Source organism: Promicromonospora panici (assembly GCF_900608595.1).
GTDB classification, from domain to species: domain Bacteria; phylum Actinomycetota; class Actinomycetes; order Actinomycetales; family Cellulomonadaceae; genus Promicromonospora; species Promicromonospora panici.
On sequence record NZ_UWYY01000002.1, the window covers coordinates 199,017 to 221,075 of the forward strand.

Below are 22,059 nucleotides of genomic sequence, written 5' to 3' on the forward strand. Positions count from 1 at the left end.
CAGTGGTCAGGGACAGAATGGGGACCATGCCCTCAGCCGACGACCCGCTCTCCCGGTTCGGACCCGCCACCCGTACGTGGTTCACCGGGACGTTCGCGCAACCCACCACCGCCCAGGCCGGCGCGTGGGACGCCGTCGCGCGTGACCAGCACGCACTGGTGGTCGCGCCGACCGGATCGGGCAAGACGCTCGCGGCGTTCCTCTGGTCGATCGACCGGATCATGTCCGCTCCCCCGCCCGAGGAGCGGGCCCGACGCTGCCGCGTGCTGTACGTGTCGCCGCTGAAGGCCCTGGCCGCCGACGTGCAGCGCAACCTGCGCTCCCCGCTCACGGGTATCCGTCAGGCCGCGGCCCGGGACGGCATCGAGGTCCCGGACGTCACGGTCGGCATGCGTACGGGCGACACGCCCGCCAGCGAGCGGCGCTCGTTCGCCACCCGCCCGCCCGACATCCTCGTCACGACGCCGGAGTCACTCTTCCTCATCCTCACCTCGTCGGCCCGCGCCGGGCTCGCCGGCGTGGAGACCGTGGTGCTCGACGAGATCCATGCCGTCGCGGGCACCAAGCGTGGCGCCCATCTCGCCCTTAGCCTGGAGCGCCTCGACGCCCTGCTGGACCGGCCGGCGCAGCGCATCGGGCTGTCCGCCACCGTCCGCCCGGTCGACGCGGTCTCCCGGTTCCTGGGCGGCGGCCGCGACGACAGCTCGGCACGCGAGGTAGCGGTCGTCCAGCCGCCGTCGCACAAGGAGTGGGCCATCGACGTCGTCGTGCCCGTACCGGACCTCGCGGACCTGGACAGCGCACCGGCGACCGGACCAGTCCATGGAGCGGCGCCCGCACCGGGCGGCGCCGGACCAGATGGTTCGGCCGGCCCCGGCTCGGGCGACGACGAGATCGACCTCTCGGGCGAGGCCACCCGCCCGCTACGCCGGGCCTCGGTCTGGCCGCACGTCGAGGAGCGTGTGGTCGACCTCGTCGCCGACCACACGTCCACCATCGTGTTCACCAACAACCGGCGAGGCGCCGAGCGGCTGACCGCCCGGATGAACGAGGTCTGGGCACAGCGCGAAGGGCTCGACGTCGCCGACCCGGCCAGCACCTGGGCCGCGCTCGTACCGGGCCAGTCGGGCACCGCCGCGGGCATCCCCCGGCCCACGCCCGGACAGCGCGGCCTTCCGGAGGCGGTGCCCGGCCAGGGCGAGATCGTCCTGGCGCGCGCCCACCACGGGTCGATGAGCCGCGCCGAGCGCACGCGCACCGAGACGGAGCTCAAGGAGGGCCGGCTGCCCGCCGTCGTCGCCACGTCGTCGCTGGAGCTCGGCATCGACATGGGTGCGGTGGACCTGGTGGTCCAGGTCGGGGCGCCGCCGTCGGTCGCCAGCGGGCTGCAGCGCATCGGCCGCGCCGGCCACCAGGTGGGCGCGGTGTCCAAGGGCGTGGTCTTCCCGATGTTCCGGGGTGACCTCGTGCCGGCAACCGTCATCGCGCAGCGCATGCGCGCCGGCGAGATCGAGCACATGCACGTCCCGGCCAACCCGCTCGACGTCCTGGCGCAACAGGTGGTGGCGGCCCTGGCCGTCGACGACTGGGACGAGGCGGACCTGCTCGCCCTCGTTCGCCGCGCCGCGCCGTTCGCGCACCTCGGTGACGCCACGTGGCGTGCCGTCCTGGACATGCTCGCGGGCCGTTATCCCAGCGAGGACTTCGCGGAGCTGCGCGCCCGCATCACCTGGGACCGCGCCACCGGCATGCTGCGTGGCCGCCCCGGCGCGCTCCGGCTGGCCGCCACCAGCGGCGGCACCATCCCCGACAAGGGCGCCTACGGCGTGTTCCTCGCCACCGATGCACCGAGCGGCGGCGCGCCGGGCGACGTGCTCACCGACAGCGTGACCGGCGGCTCGGGCCGGACCCGCGGCGGCAAGCGTGTCGGCGAGCTCGACGAGGAGATGGTCTACGAGTCGCGGGTCGGCGACACGTTCACGCTCGGGTCGAGCACGTGGCGCATCGAGGAGATCACCACCGACCGCGTGCTGGTCACCCCCGCCCCCGGCCTGCCCGGGCGCCTGCCCTTCTGGAAGGGTGACGCACAGGGGCGTCCGGCCGAGCTCGGGCGCGCGGTCGGAACGTTCGTCCGCGAGGCCGACGCCGCCCTGGCCGCCGACCCTGAGGCCGGGCGCAAGCACCTGCGCGACGCCGGGCTCGACGACTGGGCGGCCGACAACCTCGCCGCCTACCTCACGGAGCAGCGGCTCGGTACGGGCCGCGTGCCCGACGACCGCACGGTGGTCGTGGAGCGGTTCCGCGACGAGCTCGGCGACTGGCGCGTGGTGATCCACTCTCCGCTCGGCGCACGCGTGCACGCACCGTGGGCGCTGGTGATCTCCGCCCGGCTGCGCGCCCGCTTCGGCCTCGACGTGGCGGCCATGCACTCGGACGACGGCATAGTGCTGCGTCTGCCCGACTCCGGCGGCGGCTGGGACGGTGACCTCTGGGACGGGGCCGTGCCCACCGCCGGGGACAGTTCCGGCGAAGGCGACGGCGCCGCGCAAGCGCCGCACACGCCCGGCCGGGTCACCCTCGAGGACCTGCTTCTCGACCCGGACGAGGTGCTCGGAGCCGTGCGCGACGAGCTCGGGTCGTCGGTCATGTTCGCCGCGCGGTTCCGCGAGGCCGCGGCCAGGGCGCTCCTGCTGCCCCGGCGTCGGCCGGACAAGCGGCAGCCGCTGTGGCAGCAGCGGCAGCGGTCCGCCCAGCTCCTGGAGGTGGCGAGCCAGTTCCCGGACTTCCCGATAGTGCTGGAGGCGGCCCGCGAGTGCCTCCAGGACGACTTCGACGTCGCGGCCCTGGCCGGTCTCATGCGCGACATCGCCGCGGGCGGCGTCCGCGTCGTCGAGGTGACGACGCCGACGCCCTCGCCGTTCGCGCAGTCCCTCCTGTTCGGCTACACCGCCCAGTTCCTGTACGACGGCGACGCGCCGCTGGCCGAGCGCCGAGCGGCAGCCCTGTCACTCGACCCGGAACTGCTCGCCGAGCTGCTCGGCGAGCGGGGCACGGCCGACCTGGCGGACCTCCTGGACCCCGGTGCCGTCGAGCGCACCGAGGCCGAGCTGGCCGGGCTCGCGCCGGACCGCCAGGCGCGCGACGCCGAGGGCCTGTGGGACCTGCTCCGGCGTACTGGCCCGCACCCGCTCCATGCCCTGGAGGCGCGCACCCGCGAGGAGGCCCGCCACGCCGTCGGGCACTGGCTCGACGAGCTGGAGGGCAGCCGCCGGGTGATCCGCGTGCGGTTCGCCGGCGAGGAGCAGTGGGCGGTCGCCGAGGACGCCGGGCGCCTGCGCGACGCCCTCGGCGTGGCCCTGCCCGTCGGCATCCCGGAGACGTTCACCGAGCTCGTGCCCGACCCGCTGGGTGACCTGCTGCGCCGCCACGCCCGCACGCACGGTCCGTTCAGTGCCGGAACGGTGGCCCTGCGGTTCGGGCTGGGGGTCGCGATCGTCGCGCACGGCCTCGCGCGGCTGGAGGCGGACGGCGTGCTCGCGCGCGGGAGCCTGCGTCCCGGCTCGCTCGGTGGCACCGGCGACGAGTGGTGCGACCCCGGGGTGCTGCGCCTGCTCCGACGGCGGTCGCTGGCGGTCCTGCGGGCCGAGGTGGAACCCGTGGAACAGGAGGCGCTCGGCACCTTCCTGCCCCGCTGGCAGAACATCGCCACGGGGCTGCTGCGCGGAGCCGACGGGCTGGTGCAGGCGATCGAGCAGCTCGCGGGCGCAGCGGTCCCGGCGTCGGCCCTGGAGACCCTCGTGCTGCCCGCGCGGGTGACCGACTACTCCCCCGCGCTCCTCGACGAGCTGACGGTCGCGGGAGAGGTGCTGTGGGCCGGTCACTCCCGCCTACCCGGCTCGGGCGGTGGCGACGGCCTCGTCTCCCTCCACCTGGCCGACGGCGCCCCACTCACCCTGCCCACGCTGGACCCGGTCGAGGAGGAGAGCCCGGTCGACTCCGACCTGCACCGTGCGGTCCTGGACCTGCTCACCGGTTCGGGAGGCTTCTTCCTGCCGCGGGTCGCCGAGCTCACCGGCGCCGAGCCGGACGCCGTGCTGGAGGTGCTGTGGGACCTCGTCTGGGCCGGGCAGGTCACCAACGACGGGCTGGGCGCCCTGCGCGAGCGGGTCAGTGGTGCGGGTGCGCATCGTGCACCCCGCACCGCCGCGCGTGCCCGGCCGGTGCGGCGGTCACGGTTCGCGATCTCGCCCGGGCGTCCCGCCTCGACCTTCCGCGGGAGTACGTCGGTCCCGGGGGGCGGCGGTCGCTGGGCGGCTCTCCCGATGCGCGAGGCCGACCCGACATTGCGCGCGCACGCGCTGACCCAGGTCCTCCTGGAACGACACGGTGTGCTCACGCGGTCCGGTGCCGCGGCCGAGGGCGTCGGCGCCGGTTACCGGGACGTGTACCGGGTGCTGTCCGGCCTGGAGGAGCGCGGTGCGGTACGCCGCGGGTACTTCGTGGAGCACCTGGGCGGCTCGCAGTTCGCGCTGCCCGGCGCGGTCGACCGCCTGCGGGTGGACGCACAGGACCGGGCACGGATCGTGGAGGCCGAGGTGGAGGTCGCGGAGCGGACGGCGGCCGCGGCGGCCGGACCCGGCGTGAGCAGCACGACGGGCGCCGTCGTGCTCGCCGCGATGGATCCCGCCAACCCGTACGGCGCGGCGCTGGCCTGGCCGGCGAGCCCGGTACCCGACGCGGAGCCGACGTCGGACGAGGCCCACGAGACCCGCGAGACCCGCGCCACCACCGCTCACCGGCCCGGCCGCAAGGCCGGGGCCGTCGTGGTGCTCATCCACGGTGACCTCACCCTGTTCGTCGAGCGGGGCGGGCGCACGGTGCTGTCGTTCAGCCAGAGCCCCGCGCGCCTGGCGGCGGCCGCCGCCGCCCTGGCCCGTACCGTCCGCGAGGGCCGGCTGGGGCGCCTCGTGGTCCAGCGCGTCGACGGGGTGCCCGCACTGGAGGCCGCGCGACATCATCCGGTCGCGCGTGCACTCGTGGAGGCGGGTTTCGCGGTCACCCCACGGGGTCTGCGGATCTCGATCCGCTGAGCGCCAAGGCCGGCTCGCCCGCGCTGACGGCGTCGTGCCCGGCGCTGCCTGTGGCCCTGGCCTCGGTCACCTCGTGCCAGACACCGGTCACGGCCTCGTCCGGAGCCATCGAGCCCTCCCGGTCGATGGTGGCCGCGAGCAGGAACAGGTAGGCGATCATGACCACGAACCCGATCCGTTCGATGAGGCCGAAGGCCAAGATCCCGGAGTCGGCGAAGAAGACCAGCGACAGGTGGACCACGAGGAACGCCACGACCACGATGCCCAGGGCGCGGGCCGCCGACCGCAGCCCGCGCGGAAGCGAGGAGCGCGGCCGCTGGATCGACCGCTCGAGGCTCAGGCCGACGAGCGGAAGCACGCAGAAGGCGGTCGCCGCGCTGACGCGGTGGATCACGGCGGACAGGGAGGCCGGCGTCCCCGGGGGGTCGGTCGGGAACGCGCCGACGAGCACCATCGCGATGGCGAAGACGATCATCGCGAACGCAGGCACGGCGCCGACCGCCAACCCGGTGCGGTACATCCGCACCGTGAGGATCAGGCCCAGCACGGCCAGGATCACGCCACCCGCCAGGATGAGCTCGCCGCCGCCGGGCACGAAGGCGTACCAGCTGATCGGGTCGAGCACCGGGTCGACGACGGACGCACCCACCACGTGTGCGGCGACCATTGGCAGCAGAGCGGTCGCGCCGAACCAGCCGACCGTCCGGGTGCTGCGGGGGTCTACGGAGGTGGCGGGCAGGTCGGGGTGTCTCCCCAGGTCAGCGGCAACAACGGTCATGAGACAAGCATTGTGGACCATGCGGCCGGAAACCATCGGGTTTTCCCCCTGAACGTTACTGGGGGCAACCCCTGACCAGCCCTGGGCGACCCCGCGAGCGGGCCGCGGGTCTGGCTCGCACCCGCCCGGGTGATATGCCCGATCGTGCAGCCTACCCCGCCATGGCGCCCACTACGCTGAAGCCCCACGACGAGGGGAGCATTCGTGCCCGAGGGCGATGTACTGCGCCTCACCGCCGAGCGCCTCACTGCGGCGCTGCGTGGGCTGCCGCTCGTCCGTGCGGAGCTGCGCTGGCCGAGTGTCGGCGCGGCTGACCTGACCGGCGCCACCGCGCTCGAGACGTGCGCGTACGGCAAGCACCTGCTCACCCGGCTCGACGACGGCCGCACCCTGCACACGCACCTGCGCATGGAAGGGCTCTGGAAGGTCCACCGCACGGGCTCCCGTGATGCCTCGGCCCGCAATCCCGCCATCCGCGCCGTGCTCGCGACGGACGCCTGGACGGCCACGGGATGGCACCTCGGGATGCTGGACCTGCTGCGCACCCTCGACGAGCAGCGCATCCTCACCGGGCTGGGCCCCGACATCCTCGGCGACGACTTCCCCACCACCGGCCTGCCCGAAGGCGCTGCACGGCTCGTCCGCGAGCCCGAGCGCCCGCTGTGCGCCGCGCTGCTGGACCAGCGCACCGTCGCGGGCATCGGGACCATCTGGATGGCCGAGTCGCTGTTCGCGCGGCGTCTGTGGCCCTGGGCGCCCGCAGGGTCGCTGTCCGAGGACGAGCGCGACGACCTGCTCCGCACCGCACGCAGGCTCATGGAGCGCAGCGTCGCCGTGGGCCGGGCCCGCGGCATGGCCGCCGTCGAAATGCATGTGCACGGCCGCGCGGGCCGGCCGTGCCACCGGTGCGGGACCCCGATCGGCGTCGGCTCGGCGAACGAGAAGCCCTACGAACGTCCGGTGTTCTGGTGCTCGACCTGCCAGGCACAGACCGCGAAGTAGAGCGCCTGCCCCGCTTCCGTACGGGGTGATCCGTAGGGAAGCGGGACAGGCGCTCTACTTCGCGGTTCTTCGAACCGGTCGGCTCAGCCGACCGGTGCCAGGTCTGACTGCGCGACGTCCCGCCGCGCTGCGGTCCGGTCGCCTCCCCTGGCCAACAGCCCAGCGACGAAGTCCGCAGGGATCGTGTCGGGAATCTGGAATCCTTCGGCCACCGCGACGCGGTCGCTCACCTCACGCAGCACCAAGGACAGCGGCACGTCGAGCGCCTCGCAGATGGAGCCAAGAAGCTCGGACGACGCCTCCTTCTGACCTCGCTCCACCTCACTGAGGTAACCCAGCGACACACGTGCCGCCGACGAAACCTCGCGCAGGGTGCGCCCCTGACGCTGCCGCGTGTCACGCAGCACGTCGCCGATTTCTCGCCGTAGTACGACCATCTCGCGCCCCCTTTCAGTGCCTGTCCCTGAACCTACGCCCTGCCCTGCCTGGACCGGGCGTGCCTTGCGTGTGGTGCTTCCTCCGCGAACGGAGCTCGTTCTACCGTACCCCGCGCTCGAAGTGTTCTTGCGCCGGCTCCGGGTGGTCGGCCTGTTCGTGATCACACCGGGACCAACGTCGTGGATATGAGCCTTGTTCCCGAAGTGCACCTGCGTCAAGCCCTGTGCAAGATTAAGCCAAGAAGTTTCACTTGTCTGTAACTTCTGGAAACACGGCATGGCGTGTCTCGCGAATTTCACCCGGTCCCTCGCTGACGAGGGCCAACGCCAGCTCGAGCACACCGCGTGCCGCGTCCGCGATCACCTGGGACCGGTCCCCGTCGAGGTCCAGCCGGTGCACCTCGGACGCCACGGGGGTGCTCACTGCGACGAACACCACACCCGGCGCTTGACCGTCCTGGGGTTCGGGACCCGCCACGCCGGTCGTGGCGAGACCGACGTCGGCGCCCGTGACCGAGCGCACGCCGGCCGCCATCTGGGCGGCCACGGCCTCGTCCACGGCCCCCCGCTCGGCGAGCAGGCCCCCGTCCACGCCGAGCAGCCCGGCCTTCAGATCCGTGGCATAGGCGACGACGCCGCCGCGGACGACCCGTGACGCGCCAGGGACCGAGACGAGCGTCGCGGTGACGAGGCCGCCTGTGAGCGACTCGGCCACGCCGATGCTCCAGCCCCGCGCGGCCGCCGCCGCCAGCAGGCGCGACGCCGTCATACGTTCGACACCCCGGACCGCGCTTCCCGGCGGATCTTCCAGCCCTGGTACACGTACTCGAAGCCCGTCACCACCGTGAGGACGAACGCCGCCATCAGCACGACCCAGGCGATCACGGTGAACCATTCGAAGCCCTCCCGCGGCAGCAGGAACATCGAGATCGCCACGGACTGCAGCACCGTCTTGAGCTTGCCGCCCCGCGACGCCGGCATCACCTCGTACTTGAGCATGCCCATGCGCATGAACGTGATGCCCAGCTCGCGCACGAGGATCACGACCGGGATCCACCACGGCAGCTCGCCGAGCGGGATCCAGAGCAGGATCAGCGCGGCGCCGATGAGGAGCTTGTCCGCGATCGGGTCGAGCAGCTTGCCCAGATCCGTGATCAGCCCGCGCGACCGCGCGAGGTAGCCGTCGACCTTGTCCGACACTGCCGCGACCACGAAGATCGCCGTGGCCACGAGCCGCCATGTCGTGTCGTCCCCGCCTTCGACGAGAAGAGCCCAGGCGAAGAACGGAACCATGGCGATGCGAATCATCGTGACGATGTTCGCAATATTCCAGGGCGACGGAGCGTCGTTGACCATTGCTCAAGCCTAACCGCGCTGCACCTACCCCCGGACCGCTCCCCCACGTCGCTCCGCGGACGAGGAAACTTGGGTGGCCGCGGCCGGCGGCCACCCGTAGCATCCGGACGTGACCACCGTCCGCGTCCTGCGGTTCCTCGTCTCCGTTGCGCTCTGCCACACCCTCGTCATCGCCGCCGCGGGCTGCACGTCGAGCCCGGGCACCACGGCTCCGTCCGGTGATCCGGGTGCCAGCTCCTCGCCGACCGGCCCGACGCCGTCGCCCACGCCCACCCGGGAACCGGAACCGGAGCCGCAGGACGCCGAGTTCACGCTGCTCGCCGCGGGCGACGTCCTGCCCCACGATCCGCTCAACGACTCCGCGACCGGGCCGGCGGGCATCGACTACTCACCGCTGCTGGCGGGGATCGATCCCTGGGTCGCCGGTGCTGACCTGGCCCTGTGCCACCTGGAGGCGCCGGTCGCGCCGCCGGGCGTCGAGCCGACGGGCTACCCCGTGTTCGCCGGGCCGCCGGAGCTGGTCCGCGACCTGGGCGAGCAGGGCTGGGACGGCTGCTCGACGGCGTCGAACCACTCGGCCGATGCCGGGTACGACGGCGTCGCGGCGACGCTCAAGGCACTCGACAAGGCCGGGATGGGCCATGTCGGGACCGCGCGCAACCGACGCGAGTCGCACGGTGCCCAGTACTACGAGCTGCGCCGGAGCGGCCGGACCGTGACGGTCGCCCACCTGTCGGCGACGTACGACCTGAACGGGTACGACCCACCCCGCGGCGACTGGTCGGTGGATCTCATCAACACCAAGCGCATCGTCCGGCAGGCCGAGCGCGCCCGGGCGGCTGGAGCGGACCTCGTGGTGGTCAGCCTGCACGACGGCTATGAATACGTCACCGAGCCCACCCCGCACCAGCTCGACACGACGCGAGCCCTGGCCAGCTCCCGGCAGGTGGACCTCGTGATCGGGCACCACGCGCATGTCCCGCAACCGGTCGAGCGGCTTCGCGGCGGCCCGCGGGGTGACGGGATGTGGGTGACCTACGGCCTCGGCAACATGATCTCCAACCAGAGCGCGGACTGCTGCGGGACGTGGGCGACCGCCGTCGGGCTGCTGATGGTCGCGGACATCGTGCAGCCGCCGGACGAACCCGCCCGGGTCAGGGGCGTGCGCTGGGCGGCCACCACCGTCGACCTCGACGCGGGGCACCGGCTGCGCAGCACGCGCGACGCGCTCGCGCACCCGGGCAGCGGGCAGCTCACCGTCGCCGAGCTCCGCGAGCGCCTCCGGATCGCCCAGGGCGCCGCCGGCGGCGCCGCGGACGAGCAGCGCAAGCCACCCCGTCCGACAGGCAATCCGCCACGCGTGGTCCCCCGCGACCGCTGACCCTGCTGATTCGCGAAGTAGCAGGGTCAGCGCATCGCCTCGGCGTCGTCGTGGTAGTCCTCGGCGACGGGCGGCCTGTGGCCGTCCGTGCCGTCGGCGTACTGGTCTTCCGCGGCATAGGCGCCGGCAGCGCCGTCGTCGTCGGACGCCGACTGGTCGAAGACCTGGGCCGGCTGCTCGCCACGGATGAGCGCGAGCGCCGACGGCAGGTCGTCGGCGGCCACGAGCACGTCGCGCGCCTTGGAACCCTCGGAGGGCCCGACGATCTCCCGGGACTCCAGGAGGTCCATGAGCCGCCCCGCCTTCGCGAAGCCGACACGGAGCTTGCGCTGCAGCATGGAGGTCGAGCCGAACTGGGTGGTGACCACGAGCTCGGTCGCCTGCAGCAGCAGGTCGAGGTCGTCGCCGATGTCCTCGTCGACCTGCTTCTTGGCAGCGGCCGGCGCGGCGACGTCCTCGCGGTACACGGGCTTGAGCTGGCTCTTGACGTGCTCGACGACCTCGTGCACCTCGGACTCGGTGACCCACGCGCCCTGGACACGCATCGGCTTGGCCGCGCCCATCGGCAGGAACAGCGCGTCACCCTGGCCGATGAGCTTCTCGGCGCCCGGCTGGTCGAGCACCACGCGGGAGTCGGTGACGGACGACGTGGCGAAGGCCAGACGCGAGGGCACGTTGGCCTTGATGAGGCCCGTGACGACGTCGACGGACGGACGCTGGGTGGCCAGCACCAGGTGGATGCCCGCGGCGCGCGCGAGCTGCGTGATGCGCTGGATCGAGGCCTCGACGTCGCGCGGGGCGACCATCATGAGGTCCGCGAGCTCGTCGACGACCACGAGGAGGTACGGGTACGGCGCGATCTTGCGCTCGGAGCCGGGCAGCGGCTTGACCTTGCCGGCGCGGACGGCGGTGTTGAAGTCGTCGATGTGCTTGAAGCCGAACATCGCCAGGTCGTCGTACCGCGCGTCCATCTCGCGCACCACCCAGTCGAGGGCCTCCGCGGCCTTCTTGGGGCTGGTGATGATCGGCGTGATGAGGTGCGGGATGCCCTCGTAGATCGTGAGCTCCACGCGCTTGGGATCCACCAGGATGAGGCGCACCTGCTCGGGCGTGGCGCGCATCAGGATCGAGGTGATCATCGAGTTGATGAAGCTCGACTTGCCCGCGCCGGTGGCGCCCGCCACGAGGATGTGCGGCATCTTCGCGAGGTTGGCGACCACGTAGCCGCCCTCGACGTCCTTGCCCACGCCCATCACCATGGCGTGCTCGGTGCGCCGTGCGGCGCCGGAGCGCAGCACGTCGCCCAGCACGACGGTCTCGCGGTCCGTGTTCGGGATCTCGATGCCGATGGCGGACTTGCCCGGGATGGGCGACAGGATGCGCACGTCCGCGCTCGCCACCGCGTACGCGATGTTGTTGGACAGCGAGGTGATGCGCTCGACCTTGGTCTTGGCGCCGACCTCGACCTCGTACCGGGTGACCGTCGGGCCGCGGCTGAAGCCGGTGACCTTCGCGTCGACGCCGAACTGCTCGAACACGCCGGTCAGCGACTCGACCACGCGGTCGTTCGCCGCCGACCGGGCCTTGTGTGGCGGACCCTGCACCAGCAGGTTCTCGTCCGGCAGCAGGTAGACGGTGTCGCCCTCCAGCATGGGCTGGACGCCCCGCGGCATGGGCTCGCCGCTCTCCGGCGGCCTCGGCCCGTCGGTCTTGGCCTGCTTCGCGCGCACGCCGTCAGGCCCCAGGACGCCGGGGCCGATGGCGGGCGCGCCCGTGACCTTGCCCGCGGACTCGCTGGTCGGGATGCGTTGCGTGGTGACCTTGCCGGCCTTCGCGGCGCGTTCGGCGGCCTCCACCTCGGCGGCCTTCTCGAAGGCCTCGTCGCCCACGAACCCGGCCAGGCGCTCCTTCTCGGCCGCGATCTCGGCCTTGGTGCGCCGCTTGCGGCGCTTGGTGCCGGCCGTGCCGTCGTGCCGTGAGACGCCCTCTGCCAGGGCCAGCTCGTCGTCGGTCAGCTCGTCGGTCTCGCGGTGGTTCCCGGTGAGCCGGTCGTACAGGCCGCGCAGGCGCGCGGGGATCCGGTGCACGGGCGTGGCGGTCACGATGAGGACGCCGAAGAACCCGGCCAGGACGTAGAGCGGGATCGCGAACCACTGCGTCAGGCCGGTGACGACCGGGGTCGCGAAGAGGAAGCCGATCACGCCGCCGGCGTCCTGCACCGGGGTGAAGCCCTGGGCGGGCGAGGGCAGGCCCGCGCTGATGTGCACCAGGGAGCAGGTGGCGACCACCAGGAAGCTGAGCCCGATCGCCACGCGGCCGTTCTGCTGGGCGCGCTCGGGGTGGCGCATGACCCGGAAGGCGAGCCACATCAGCAGCACGGGCAGCGCGACTCCCGCGATGCCGAATGTGCCCGCGACCACCGCGTGCACGCCGTCGCCGAATGCGCCGTCGATGCCCCACCACTCGCGCGCGGCGACGATCACCGCCACCGCGAGCAGCGCGAAGCCGACGCCGTCGCGCCGGTGGTCCGGTTCCAGTTCCTGCCCTCCCTGCTGTCCTGTGTTCTGCGCACCTCCGTCGGGCGCGTCCTGCGCGGTGCGCGGCCCGGCGGCGCGGGTTGCGCCGCCCACGGCGTGCGCCATGCCCATCCACAGCCCCCGCAACGCGCGGACCGGCCACGGCGGGCGGGACGGCGCAGCCTTGGGTGCCGGGCGGGTAGCCCCCCGGCGCTGGGTCGATCGCTTCGACGCTGCGGCCTTGGGCTTGGCGCTCTTCGCGCCCTGCCCGGATCCCTTCCCGGAGCTTCGCCGGGCCGACGTGCGGGTCGCCATGATGTCGCCACCGTAACCGCGGACGGCGGCCCGGCCCAGGAACCCTCACGGTGTGTCCTGTACCGGGCCGTCGTCCGCTATGTCGCTAACGCCCGGATCACGCCATCAGCAGCCCTGCCGCCAGCGTCACGACGCCCGCGGCGAGGACCACCGCGCCGATCGGGAGCAGCACGACCGCACGGTTCGGCGTCGTCCGCCCCTCCCCCATGGCTGAGAAGAAAAAGCCCGCCGGCATGAGGATCGCCGCCCACAGCACGCCTGTGGCGGCGAGCCAGTGCGCGAACCCGGTCAGGTTCGTCACCTCCGCCAGGAGCACGCAGAGCAGACCGAGGATCACCAGCACGCCGGCGTGGGCATGGCCCGCCCGGAAGAAGCTCTTCTGCAGGTCAGTGGTCGCCGGCTTCCGGCCGAAGACGCCACCGAAGACCTTGAGCAGGAAGTAACCGCCGGACTCGATTCCGACGACGGTCAGCAGCACGATGCCCGCGGTGATGCGGGCGGGGTCCGAAAGCTCGAGCACGACGTCCTCCAGGTGGGTGTGGGCCATCCGTTGTTTTGTAACACTGTTATCAAACAGCGTTCGCAAACGCCCGTCAAGCCTTCTAGACTCGCGGCATGGCCCGCCCCCGACTGCACGACGACGCCCTGCGCAACCGGCTCCTCGAGGTCACCTCGCGAATGATCTCGGCCGACGGCGAAGCCGCTGTCACCGTGCGCAAGGTCGCCGCCGCGGCCGGGACGAGCGCGTCGGCGGTCTACGCGCTGCTCGGCTCCCGCGAGGCGCTGGTCGAGGCGGTCAGCGAGGAGGGGTTCCGGCGGTTCGCCGAGCACCTCGCCGCCGTCGGGCAGAGCGACGACCCCGCGGCGGACCTGCGCGCCCTCGGCGTCGCCTACAGGACGTTCGCCCTGGCAGACCCGCACTTCTACCGCGTCATGTTCTACCGGGGCGTGTCCCCCGCCGACGGCGACCCCGCCTCCGCCGTCGAGCGCCCCACCTTCCGGGTGCTGCACGACGCCGTCGCCCGCGCCCTCGACGACGCGCCGGCCGAGCGCGTGCTGGGTGCGGCCCTCGGGCTGTGGGGGCTCGTGCACGGGCTGGTGTCGCTCGAGCTCGCGGGGCTGCTGCCCGGCGACGAGGACGCTCGGGCGACCGCGTTCGCGCAGGCTGGCGGGACCGTGGCGGCCGCGCTGCTGAGCCGCTGACGCCCGCCCCGGCTCAGGCTCCCGCGCGCCAGGCCTCCACCTCGGTCAGATAGGCGGCCACCCGCTCCGGGGGCAGGAACGATCCCCGGAACGACGCCGCCGCGAGCGCCGCCCGCTGGTCCCTGGTGAGGCCGAAGGCCGCGGTGACGGCGTCGTCGACGTCGTCCACGTAGGCGCCGAAGTACGGCGGGTCGTCGGAGTTGACGCTCACGAGCATGCCCGCCTCGATCATCGCGGGCAGCGGGTGCTCGGCCAGGGCCGGCACGGCGCGCAGCCGCACGTTGGACACCGGGCACACGGTGAACGGGACCTGCTCGGCCGCGACGCGCGCGACCAGGGCCGGGTCCTGCACGACGGCGATGCCGTGGTCGATCCGCTCGGCGTGCAGCAGGTCGAGCGCGTCCCGGATGTTCGACGCCGGCCCCTCCTCTCCGGCGTGCGCGGTGCGCCGCAGCCCGACCTTCTCGGCGCGCGCGTAGACGTCCTGGAACAGGCCGGGCGGGTAGCCGACCTCGGCGTTGTCCAGGCCCACACCTACGATCGGCGCGCCCGTCGCGAGGAGCCGCTCCAGGACGTCGAGCGCGTCCGCGGGGTCGCGGTCGCGGTGGAACGCGGCGATGAGCAGGGTCGAGATCCCGAAGTCGGTCTCGCTGCGCTCCAGCACGCCGGCTATGCCGTCCACGACGGCGGCCAGGGGCACCCCGCGCACGAGGTGCGCCTGCGGGTCGAAGGTGATCTCCGCGTGCCGGACCTCGGCACGGGCCGCACGCGTCAGGTAGGCGCGGGTCAGGTCGGCGAAGTCGGCCTCGCTGCGCAGCACCGCCATGTTCGCGGTGTACAGATCGAGGAACGACTGCAAATCCTGGAAGTCGTAGGCGCCACGCAGGCTCGCCGGGTCGGGATAGGGCAGCCGGACGCCGTTGCGGGCCGCCAGCTCGAAGGCCAGGTCGGGTTCCAGCGTGCCCTCGAGGTGCAGGTGCAGCTCCGCGCGGGGCGGGCGCGACGACGGTGCGGGTGCGGTCATGAGGGCAGGTTACGTCCCGTCGCCGCGCGGATCCGGGCTCAGCCGAGCCCGGCGGCCTGCTCCTGGGCTCGCGTGATCTCGCGAATCATGCGGATCCAGTGGGCGAACGCGAGGGTGAGCGCGACCACCGCGATGGAGCGGACGGCGACCTCCGCCTCGCCCGAGGACGGGGCGATCAGGCGCAGGCCCGCCAGCAGCGCAAAGAACCACCACAGGCCGAGGCTGACCCGGCGGTCGTCGTCGGGCACCACGGCTGTCCGGATGTCCCGGACCACCTGGTAGGGGAACCAGAGGAAGACGACGGGAACCCACCAGGCGAGCCACGTCCAGACCCGGCCGTGCGCGAACCGCGCGGTCGGGTCCGCCGCTTCGGCGAACCTCCGTCCGGCCTGCAGCCAGATGCAGGTGGCGACGTACGCGGCCAGCCCGAACAGGATGGTGATGGTGTCGCTGTTGGGGTCGAACCTCGGGCTGAAGCCGAACCCGGCGGCGGCCTCGCCCCGGCCGTCGGTGACGAGCAGGATCGCCAGCTCCGCCAGCTCGACGAAGAGCAGGCAGCACGCGGCGACGATCGCACCGACGGCCAGCCCGGCGGGCGGCTCGGGCAGCGGCTTGCCGGGCAGGCGGTGGCGCGCGGGCGGGTAGGCCTCGTCCGCCGGCACGCGGTGCTGCCCGGTGTCGGCAGCGTGCTGGGCGGCATGCTGCCCGGGGTAGGGCTGCCCCGGGTACTGCTCGGCGTACGGCGACTGCGGGTGTGCCGGGCTACCTGCCGGCTCCGGGTAGGGCTGCGCGCCCTGCCTCGGGTCGGAACCTCCCCAGCGGGTGGCACCGTTCTGGGGAATACGCGGATCGGACATCAACGGCCTCCGGTGTGTTCCCTGCCACCGTACTCACACCGCTATGTCCGGTAACTACCGCCTGCGGGTGAACCCGCCACCCAGTTGTGGGTGAACCCGCGACGCCCCGTCGAGATCGCGTGACCGGGGCGGCACTTTCGTGGGGACTGTCAGAGTGCGCCACTAGCATTTCGCGAACCATGACGACGCAAGAGACCCCGGCGCAAGCACCCCACACCTTCCAGGTCGACCTTCGCGGGTTGGTCGACCTGCTGTCCCAGCACCTGTACGCCAGCCCGCGTGTCTACGTGCGCGAGCTGCTCCAGAACGGCGTCGACGCGATCACCGCGCGGCGCGCCCTCGATGCCGGCGCGCCCGGCACGGTGCGCATCGAGGCGACCGGCTCGGCGCTGCGGGTCACCGACTCGGGTGTCGGGCTGAGCGAGCCCGAGGTGCACCAGCTGCTGGCCACGATCGGCCGCAGCTCGAAACGGGACGGGCTCCAGGAGGCCCGCAAGGAGTTCCTCGGCCAGTTCGGCATCGGCCTGCTGGCCTGCTTCGTCGTGGCCGAGACCATCCGGGTCGTGAGCCGGTCGGCGCGCACGCCGGACGCGCTGCCCGTCGAGTGGGTGGCGCGCGGCGACGGCTCGTACACGGTCCGCACCCTGGAGGCCGCCGCGCACCCCGAGCCGGGCACGACCGTGCACCTGGAGGCCCGCCGCGGCAGCGAGCAATGGTTCGAGGCGTCCACGGTGGCCGACCTCGCCGCCGACTTCGGGGCGCTCCTGCCCTACGACGTCCGGGTGGGCGACAAGCCGACCACCGGACAGCGCCCGCCGTGGGAGGCCGAGCACACCAGCCCGACGGCGCGCGCCGCCGCGCTCTCGGCGTACTGCCAGGACGTCTTCGGGTTCGCCCCCCTGGACTCGATAGAGCTCGATCTGCCTCTGGTCGGCATCCGCGGCGTCGCCTACGTGCTGCCGGGCGTCGTCAGCCCGGCGCAGCGCGGTGGGCACCGCGTGCACCTCAAGGGCATGCTGCTCACCGACCGCGCGGAGACCCTGCTGCCGGACTGGGCGTTCTTCGTGCGGTGCGTGCTCGACACCGACTCGCTGCGGCCCACGGCCAGCCGCGAGCAGCTCTACGAGGACGAGACGCTCGCCGCCGTCCGCGATGCGCTCGGCGACCGGGTCCGGGCCTGGCTCGCGCAGCTCGCGACCGCCTCGCCGGAGCGCCTGCGGCGCTTCCTCGCCGTGCACCACCTGGGTGTCAAGGCCCTCGCCCTGCACGACGACGACGTCCTGCGCACCATGCTCCCCTGGCTGCCCTTCGAGACGTCGGAGGGCGAGCTCACGCTCGACGACCTGGCACGCCGGCACCGGACCGTGCACTTCACGCGCACGGTCGACGAGTTCCGGCAGGTCTCGGCAATCGCGGCGGCGCAGGGCATGGCCGTCGTGAACGGCGGGTACACGTACGACGCCGCGCTCGTCGAGGCGCTCCCCCTCGCCAGGCCTGACATCGTCGTCGAGGAGCTCGACGCGTCGGTGGTGACCGCGCACCTGGACCACCTCGACCCGGCGGCCGAGCTGGCGCTCGCGCCGTTCCTCGCCACGGCCCGCGTGCGGCTCGACCCGCTGGACTGCGACGTCGTCGCGCGCGCGTTCCATCCGGCGGCGCTGCCAGCCGTCCATCTGGACGACCGGTCCGCGCGGCACGAGCGCGCCCGTGCCGAGGCGGAGGGCGAGGCCGACGACCTCTGGGCCGGTATCCTGGGCTCGCTGCGCGACGAGGCGCCGCGAGCCCGGCTCGTGCTCAACCACCTCAACCCGCTGGTCCGGCGCATCGCCGCCCTGCCCGACGCCGATCTGACCGGCGTCGCGGTCGAGGCCCTGTACGGGCAGTCGCTGCTCCAGGCCAGGCGGCCGCTGCGGCCCGTGGACCAGGCACTCGTGAACCGCGCGTTCGGCGAGCTGCTGGAGTGGGCCACCCCCACGCCCCCTGCGGCACGCGACGACCGACCTGACGACACGCAGGAGACCAACCGATGAGCGAGATCACCGACCTGGCGACCCTCCAGGAAGCCATCTGGGAGAACAGGCAGCGCCCCCACGGGACGTCGCAGGCGGCGGCTGCGGAGAAGATCCTCGACCAGGCGGCGCAGATCGGGCCGCAGGCCGAGGTCCGGGCGCTCTTCCACCTGATCAGCGCCTACGAGTTCAGCGCGGACCGGCACAAGGCCCTCGTCCCGTTCGCCCGGGCCTTGCGGCTGTGGGACCAGGACCCGAGCGTCTTCGACCGGTCCAGCACACACTCGCTGTTCTGGGACTTCAAGTGGATGACCACGGGCATGCTCGACCTGCCCCAGGTGCCGATGACCGCAATCGAGAACTGGCTCGCCGAGATGGACCGCCGGTACCGGCTGGCGGGCCACACCGAGCGCGCCGTGCGGATGTCGGAGTTCTACGTCGCCGACCACGTGGGCGATGTTGAACGCGCGCAGCGGGCGTTCGACGGCTGGCTCGCCGCCGAGCGCGGTGAGATGGCCGACTGCCACGCCTGCGAGACCGCCCGGCAGGGCGAGTTCTACGCCGACGCGGGATCCGACGCGAAGGCGGTGAAGCACTGGGAGCCGGTGCTCGCAGGCCGGCAGACGTGCGCCGAGGAGCCGCACCGCGCGCTGTCGCGCTCGCTGCTCCCCCTGGTCCGGCTGGGCCGGCTCGACGAGGCCCGGGCCAACCACCTGCGGGGCTACCCCATGGTCAAGGGGTCCGAGAGCCTGATGTCGTCGGTGGCCCGGCACGTCGAGTTCTGTGCGCTGACCGGGAACGAGGCGCGTGGGCTAGAGCTCCTCGCCGACACCCCCGCCTACTTCCAGGCCGATGGCGAACCCGAACCCCGCATGGGGTTCTACGCGGTCGTCGCGCTGCTCATGGATCGGCTGGTCGCACGGGGCCGCGGCGACCTCCACGTCACCGGCCCGGCCGGCCGCACCTGGACGGCCGCCGAGCTCGCCGGGCACACCCGGGCCGAGGCGCTCGCCCTGGCGGCACGGTTCGACGAGCGCAACGGCACGACGGCGGTCAGCGAGCGGGTGCTGGCCCGCCTGGACGCCGAGCCGCTGCTCGACCGGCTGCCGCTGGGGTTGCGCGCGGTGCTGCCCACGGCGGAGTCCGACGCTCCCGACGCCGGACCGGCTGCCGGGTCTGCCGGCGAGCCTGGCTCCGAACCGCACGCCAGCCCTGCCACCGGGCCTGCCACCGGGCCGACGGCCGACGGCGCGCCCTCGGACGGGACCGGAACCCCGGACCCGGACGACGATGACGAGCCGGCCATGCCCGCCGGCGTCAGCGAGGCGATCGACCGGTACAACACCGCCCGGGACGCCGAGGACCTGGCCGGGATGCGGTCGGCGATGGCGGAGGCGATCGACCGCGCCGGCGACGCGGCTCCGCCCGGGTGGCGGATGGTCGCGCACCTGCAGCTCTCCGAGCTCCTGGCCGCCGACGAGGACCTGTCGGCCGCCGTCCACCACGCGCTCGAAGCGGTGGCCTGGGCCGATCTGGCCGACCGAGGCTCCGCCGTGGTGGCCAGGGTCCGGCTGGGCGGGCACCTCATGGCCGGCCGCCGTCTGGACGAGGCGGCGCCGGTGCTGGAACAGGCGCTGTCCGACCTGGACCCGTCCCCGGAGGCGCACGGCGACGGCACGCTGGTGCAGGTCCGCTGGTGGCTCGGCGAGTGCGCGATGAACCGGCACGAGCCGGCAGAGGCAGCCCAGCACTGGCTGGCCGCGGCCCAGACCGCGCAGCACTGGCCCGAGCAGACCGACCACGCGATGCTCGCGAACCTCGCCGCCGAGGCCCTGGACAAGGCGGGCGAGAAGCTGTCGGCCGAGCTCGCCTACGAGCGGGCGGCTGATCTGTGGGCAGAGGTGGGCGACGCCCGGCGGCAGCTCCGCGCGACCCGCGCGTGGGCGTGGGCCGTCCGGGACCGCGACGCCGCCGAGGCGAGCCGCATCATGACCGGGGCCACCCGGGTATGCGAAGCGGCGCTCGCCGACGCGACGGACCCGGACGAACTGGCGGAGCTACGGACCGAGCTGCCCGAGACGCTGGAGCAGCACGCCCGGGTCATCGCCGACGAGGACCTGGAGACCGGCCGCTTCCGCGGCCTGTACGACGGCGGCCTGGCGGAGGCGGCATCCTTCGCGGGCCGCGCCGAGTCGCTCCTTCGCGAGTCCGACGACACCGCGCGCTGGTGCCGGGGTGCCCTCCTCGCCGCCGAGCTAGCCGTCGAGTCGGGCGAGACGGCGCGCGGCCTGGAGCTGGTCGCCGCGGTCGAGGCCAAGGTCGACGGCGACGAGGAGCTCAGCGGGTTCCGCGGCCACGCCGGCTGGATCCGCGACCTGGTCACCGTCTGATGCAGGTCGCCTGACGCAGGTCGCCGCCTGACCGGAGCCCGGTCGGGCGGCGGCCGCGGCCGTGTGGCTGGGTGGCCCGTCGTCGCCGGCAGGCCATGCTCCGGCGGACGACCGTCAGCGGCGCGCCACGTCCGGGTGCGGCACCTCGCGGTACAGCCGGATCGACGCGAGCAGCAGCCAGGTGAACCCGACCACGACGGCGAGCCAGATTCCGCCCACTCCGGCAGGTCCCAGGGCGACCCCGCCGACAAAGCCCACGAGGATCACGACACCGGCGACCCGCGACCAGACCGCGCGCCCGCGCTCGCCGTGCCGGGCGAGCCACCCGCCGAGCAGCAACGCGCCCACACCGAACGCGATGAACCCGATGGCGCCGAACGCGAGGTGCAGGATGCCGGAGATCCCCGGCGTCGTGGCGCCGTCCTGCCCGGGCGGGAACCCTGGCATCGGGTCGGGCGGGAAGATCGCGCTCGCGACCATCGCCACGCCGTAGATGCCCACCGCGATCCCGGTGCCGCGCGCGCCCGCGCGGACCATGCCCACACCCGCGACGAACACCATGAGACCGCTCAGCGCCAGGTTGGTGATCTGCATCCAGCCGCCGTCGCCCAGCATGAGCACGCTGAGCGGGTGGCGCGAGAAGTCGAAGCCTTCGCGGGTGAGCGCCAGGACCAGCCCGATCACCAGGTAGAACGGCCCTGCGACCACACCCCACCCGAGCATCGATCGCGTCACCGCGGCCGCTCTGTCGAACTCCATCTCCTGTGCCATCTCGTCCTCCGGACCTGTCCCGCCAGCCGGCCGCCGGCGTCCTACGAGGTAGACGACGGCGGCCGCGCAAACTGAGCGCCGTACACGTACACGTGAACCGTCCACCCAACACTGCACGCGACACGCCGACGATGGCGTGCGGTGTGTTGGGGTCGCTCCACGCGGGCCCAGCCCCGACGTCGTCCGGCTGGTCAGGCGTACTGGCCAGGGACCTGGTTCCGGCCCGCCGCTACGTGCGCCCGCTGCGCGGCGGTGAGCTCGCGAACGATCCGGAGCCAGCCGATGAACGCGATCACGAACAGGCCCGTCGCGACCATCTCGATGACGGGCAGCGTGCTCGCGTCCCGGAAGCCGAGCGTCACCAGGGCCGTCTGGTTGCTCATGAAGTTGGCGCCGAGCCAGGCTCCCCACCAGAGCCCGATGCCGGAGGCCTCGCGGATGGTGCTCCGGCGCAGGTCACGCACCACTTGGTAGGGGAACCACAGCGCCACGACGGGGACCACCCAGCCGAGCCATACCCAGGCCGTGCTGCGCGCGTGGTGGTAGGTCGGGTTCACTGCCACCGCGAACTTGCGGCACTCGTTCAGCCACAGGCACCCGACCACGAAGATCGCGACCAGCACCATCACGTACACGATTCCCACGGCGTCGTAGGCCGTGTAGACCTGGCCCGGGTCGGTCGCGGCACCGTAGGCCTCCGCGGCGTCGAACGACAGGAGCATCGAGACGACCTGGACGGCAAGATAGGCCGACGACAGCACGATCACCGCTACCGCCAGGCGCTCCGGGACCCGCAGTGCCCGGGCCAGGTACGCCGCCTGGTAGGCGTCGTACTGCGGCGTGGTGCTCGGTGCCGGGGCGCCGTACTGCGGGATGCCCTCCGGCGGCGGGGCATACGGGTCGTAGGGCTGTGTCATCTGGGGTGCCTTT

Annotated in this window: 16 protein-coding genes; 6 read left to right on the top strand and 10 right to left on the bottom strand. The window is 73.2% G+C overall.

Translation table 11 applies throughout. The features are described from left to right. Positions 1-17: 17 nt before the first annotated feature. Positions 18-5,090 (top strand): Lhr family helicase, encoded by a 5,073-nt coding sequence (locus EW117_RS02755; RefSeq protein ID WP_129783424.1) that lies wholly within the window; start codon positions 18-20, stop codon positions 5,088-5,090. On the opposite strand, the gene EW117_RS02760 is transcribed toward EW117_RS02755, so the two are convergent. Further along, positions 5,056-5,868: a DUF998 domain-containing protein gene (locus EW117_RS02760; protein WP_165362422.1), complete on the bottom strand. Its 813-nt coding sequence runs from the start codon at positions 5,866-5,868 to the stop codon at positions 5,056-5,058. The genes EW117_RS02755 and EW117_RS02760 overlap by 35 nt on opposite strands. A gap of 204 nt (positions 5,869-6,072) precedes the next feature. Between EW117_RS02760 and EW117_RS02765 the strand changes: the two genes are divergently transcribed. Continuing rightward, entirely contained in the window at positions 6,073-6,870 is a 798-nt protein-coding gene (locus EW117_RS02765; protein ID WP_129783428.1) for a DNA-formamidopyrimidine glycosylase family protein, read from the top strand. An 83-nt stretch (positions 6,871-6,953) separates the two neighbouring features. Here EW117_RS02765 and EW117_RS02770 read toward each other — a convergent pair whose 3' ends face one another. The 3 genes from EW117_RS02770 to pgsA all read right to left on the bottom strand — a co-directional run bounded on the left by EW117_RS02770 (position 6,954) and on the right by pgsA (position 8,663). After that, positions 6,954-7,307, bottom strand: a complete 354-nt coding sequence (locus tag EW117_RS02770; RefSeq protein ID WP_129783430.1) for a helix-turn-helix domain-containing protein — start codon at positions 7,305-7,307, stop codon at positions 6,954-6,956. Positions 7,308-7,554: 247 nt separating this feature from the next. Continuing rightward, the gene (locus EW117_RS02775; RefSeq protein WP_129783432.1) at positions 7,555-8,076 is read right to left on the bottom strand and encodes a CinA family protein; all 522 of its coding nucleotides are present in this window, start codon (positions 8,074-8,076) and stop codon (positions 7,555-7,557) included. After that, complete coding sequence (pgsA, locus tag EW117_RS02780) at positions 8,073-8,663, bottom strand: CDP-diacylglycerol--glycerol-3-phosphate 3-phosphatidyltransferase (protein ID WP_129783434.1); 591 nt, start codon at positions 8,661-8,663, stop codon at positions 8,073-8,075. The genes EW117_RS02775 and pgsA overlap by 4 nt, the downstream gene beginning before the upstream one ends. A gap of 109 nt (positions 8,664-8,772) precedes the next feature. Between pgsA and EW117_RS02785 the strand changes: the two genes are divergently transcribed. After that, a complete protein-coding gene (locus EW117_RS02785; protein ID WP_242504051.1) occupies positions 8,773-10,044 on the top strand; it encodes a CapA family protein in 1,272 nt (423 codons plus the stop codon). A gap of 26 nt (positions 10,045-10,070) precedes the next feature. Here EW117_RS02785 and EW117_RS02790 read toward each other — a convergent pair whose 3' ends face one another. After that, positions 10,071-12,875 carry an FtsK/SpoIIIE family DNA translocase gene (locus EW117_RS02790; RefSeq protein WP_242504052.1) on the bottom strand — a complete coding sequence of 935 codons (2,805 nt, stop codon included), beginning with the start codon at positions 12,873-12,875 and terminating at the stop codon, positions 10,071-10,073. A 97-nt stretch (positions 12,876-12,972) separates the two neighbouring features. Then, on the bottom strand, positions 12,973-13,422 hold the full coding sequence (locus EW117_RS02795) for a hypothetical protein (RefSeq protein WP_340641066.1): 450 nt from the start codon (positions 13,420-13,422) through the stop codon (positions 12,973-12,975). 68 nt (positions 13,423-13,490) lie between these two features. Here EW117_RS02795 and EW117_RS02800 point away from each other — a divergent pair, with 68 nt between their 5' ends. Further along, positions 13,491-14,078, top strand: a complete 588-nt coding sequence (locus tag EW117_RS02800; RefSeq protein ID WP_129783436.1) for a TetR/AcrR family transcriptional regulator — start codon at positions 13,491-13,493, stop codon at positions 14,076-14,078. Positions 14,079-14,091: 13 nt separating this feature from the next. Here EW117_RS02800 and add read toward each other — a convergent pair whose 3' ends face one another. Then, positions 14,092-15,102 carry an adenosine deaminase gene (gene add, locus EW117_RS02805; protein ID WP_129783438.1) on the bottom strand — a complete coding sequence of 337 codons (1,011 nt, stop codon included), beginning with the start codon at positions 15,100-15,102 and terminating at the stop codon, positions 14,092-14,094. Between the two features lie 38 nt (positions 15,103-15,140). Then, the gene (locus EW117_RS02810; RefSeq protein WP_129783440.1) at positions 15,141-15,959 is read right to left on the bottom strand and encodes a DUF4328 domain-containing protein; all 819 of its coding nucleotides are present in this window, start codon (positions 15,957-15,959) and stop codon (positions 15,141-15,143) included. Between the two features lie 179 nt (positions 15,960-16,138). Between EW117_RS02810 and EW117_RS02815 the strand changes: the two genes are divergently transcribed. Both EW117_RS02815 and EW117_RS02820 read left to right on the top strand, forming a co-directional pair. Further along, positions 16,139-17,989 (top strand): HSP90 family protein, encoded by a 1,851-nt coding sequence (locus EW117_RS02815; protein WP_129783442.1) that lies wholly within the window; start codon positions 16,139-16,141, stop codon positions 17,987-17,989. Further along, entirely contained in the window at positions 17,986-20,358 is a 2,373-nt protein-coding gene (locus EW117_RS02820) for a tetratricopeptide repeat protein (RefSeq protein ID WP_129783444.1), read from the top strand. The genes EW117_RS02815 and EW117_RS02820 overlap by 4 nt, the downstream gene beginning before the upstream one ends. Positions 20,359-20,472: 114 nt before the next feature. Here EW117_RS02820 and EW117_RS02825 read toward each other — a convergent pair whose 3' ends face one another. Beyond that, positions 20,473-21,129, bottom strand: a complete 657-nt coding sequence (locus tag EW117_RS02825) for a DUF998 domain-containing protein (RefSeq protein WP_129783446.1) — start codon at positions 21,127-21,129, stop codon at positions 20,473-20,475. 191 nt (positions 21,130-21,320) lie between these two features. Further along, complete coding sequence (locus EW117_RS02830; protein WP_129783448.1) at positions 21,321-22,046, bottom strand: DUF4328 domain-containing protein; 726 nt, start codon at positions 22,044-22,046, stop codon at positions 21,321-21,323. Between the last annotated feature and the right edge of the window lie 13 nt (positions 22,047-22,059).

Coding starts and splice junctions, on each gene's coding strand:
- EW117_RS02755 (WP_129783424.1), top strand. CDS start 18: ATGGGGACCATGCCCTCAGCCGACGACCCGCTCTCCCGGTTCGGACCC.
- EW117_RS02760 (WP_165362422.1), bottom strand. CDS start 5,868: ATGACCGTTGTTGCCGCTGACCTGGGGAGACACCCCGACCTGCCCGCC.
- EW117_RS02770 (WP_129783430.1), bottom strand. CDS start 7,307: ATGGTCGTACTACGGCGAGAAATCGGCGACGTGCTGCGTGACACGCGG.
- EW117_RS02775 (WP_129783432.1), bottom strand. CDS start 8,076: ATGACGGCGTCGCGCCTGCTGGCGGCGGCGGCCGCGCGGGGCTGGAGC.
- pgsA (WP_129783434.1), bottom strand. CDS start 8,663: ATGGTCAACGACGCTCCGTCGCCCTGGAATATTGCGAACATCGTCACG.
- EW117_RS02790 (WP_242504052.1), bottom strand. CDS start 12,875: ATGGCGACCCGCACGTCGGCCCGGCGAAGCTCCGGGAAGGGATCCGGG.
- EW117_RS02795 (WP_340641066.1), bottom strand. CDS start 13,422: ATGGCCCACACCCACCTGGAGGACGTCGTGCTCGAGCTTTCGGACCCC.
- EW117_RS02800 (WP_129783436.1), top strand. CDS start 13,491: ATGGCCCGCCCCCGACTGCACGACGACGCCCTGCGCAACCGGCTCCTC.
- add (WP_129783438.1), bottom strand. CDS start 15,102: ATGACCGCACCCGCACCGTCGTCGCGCCCGCCCCGCGCGGAGCTGCAC.
- EW117_RS02810 (WP_129783440.1), bottom strand. CDS start 15,959: ATGTCCGATCCGCGTATTCCCCAGAACGGTGCCACCCGCTGGGGAGGT.
- EW117_RS02815 (WP_129783442.1), top strand. CDS start 16,139: ATGACGACGCAAGAGACCCCGGCGCAAGCACCCCACACCTTCCAGGTC.
- EW117_RS02820 (WP_129783444.1), top strand. CDS start 17,986: ATGAGCGAGATCACCGACCTGGCGACCCTCCAGGAAGCCATCTGGGAG.
- EW117_RS02825 (WP_129783446.1), bottom strand. CDS start 21,129: ATGGCACAGGAGATGGAGTTCGACAGAGCGGCCGCGGTGACGCGATCG.
- EW117_RS02830 (WP_129783448.1), bottom strand. CDS start 22,046: ATGACACAGCCCTACGACCCGTATGCCCCGCCGCCGGAGGGCATCCCG.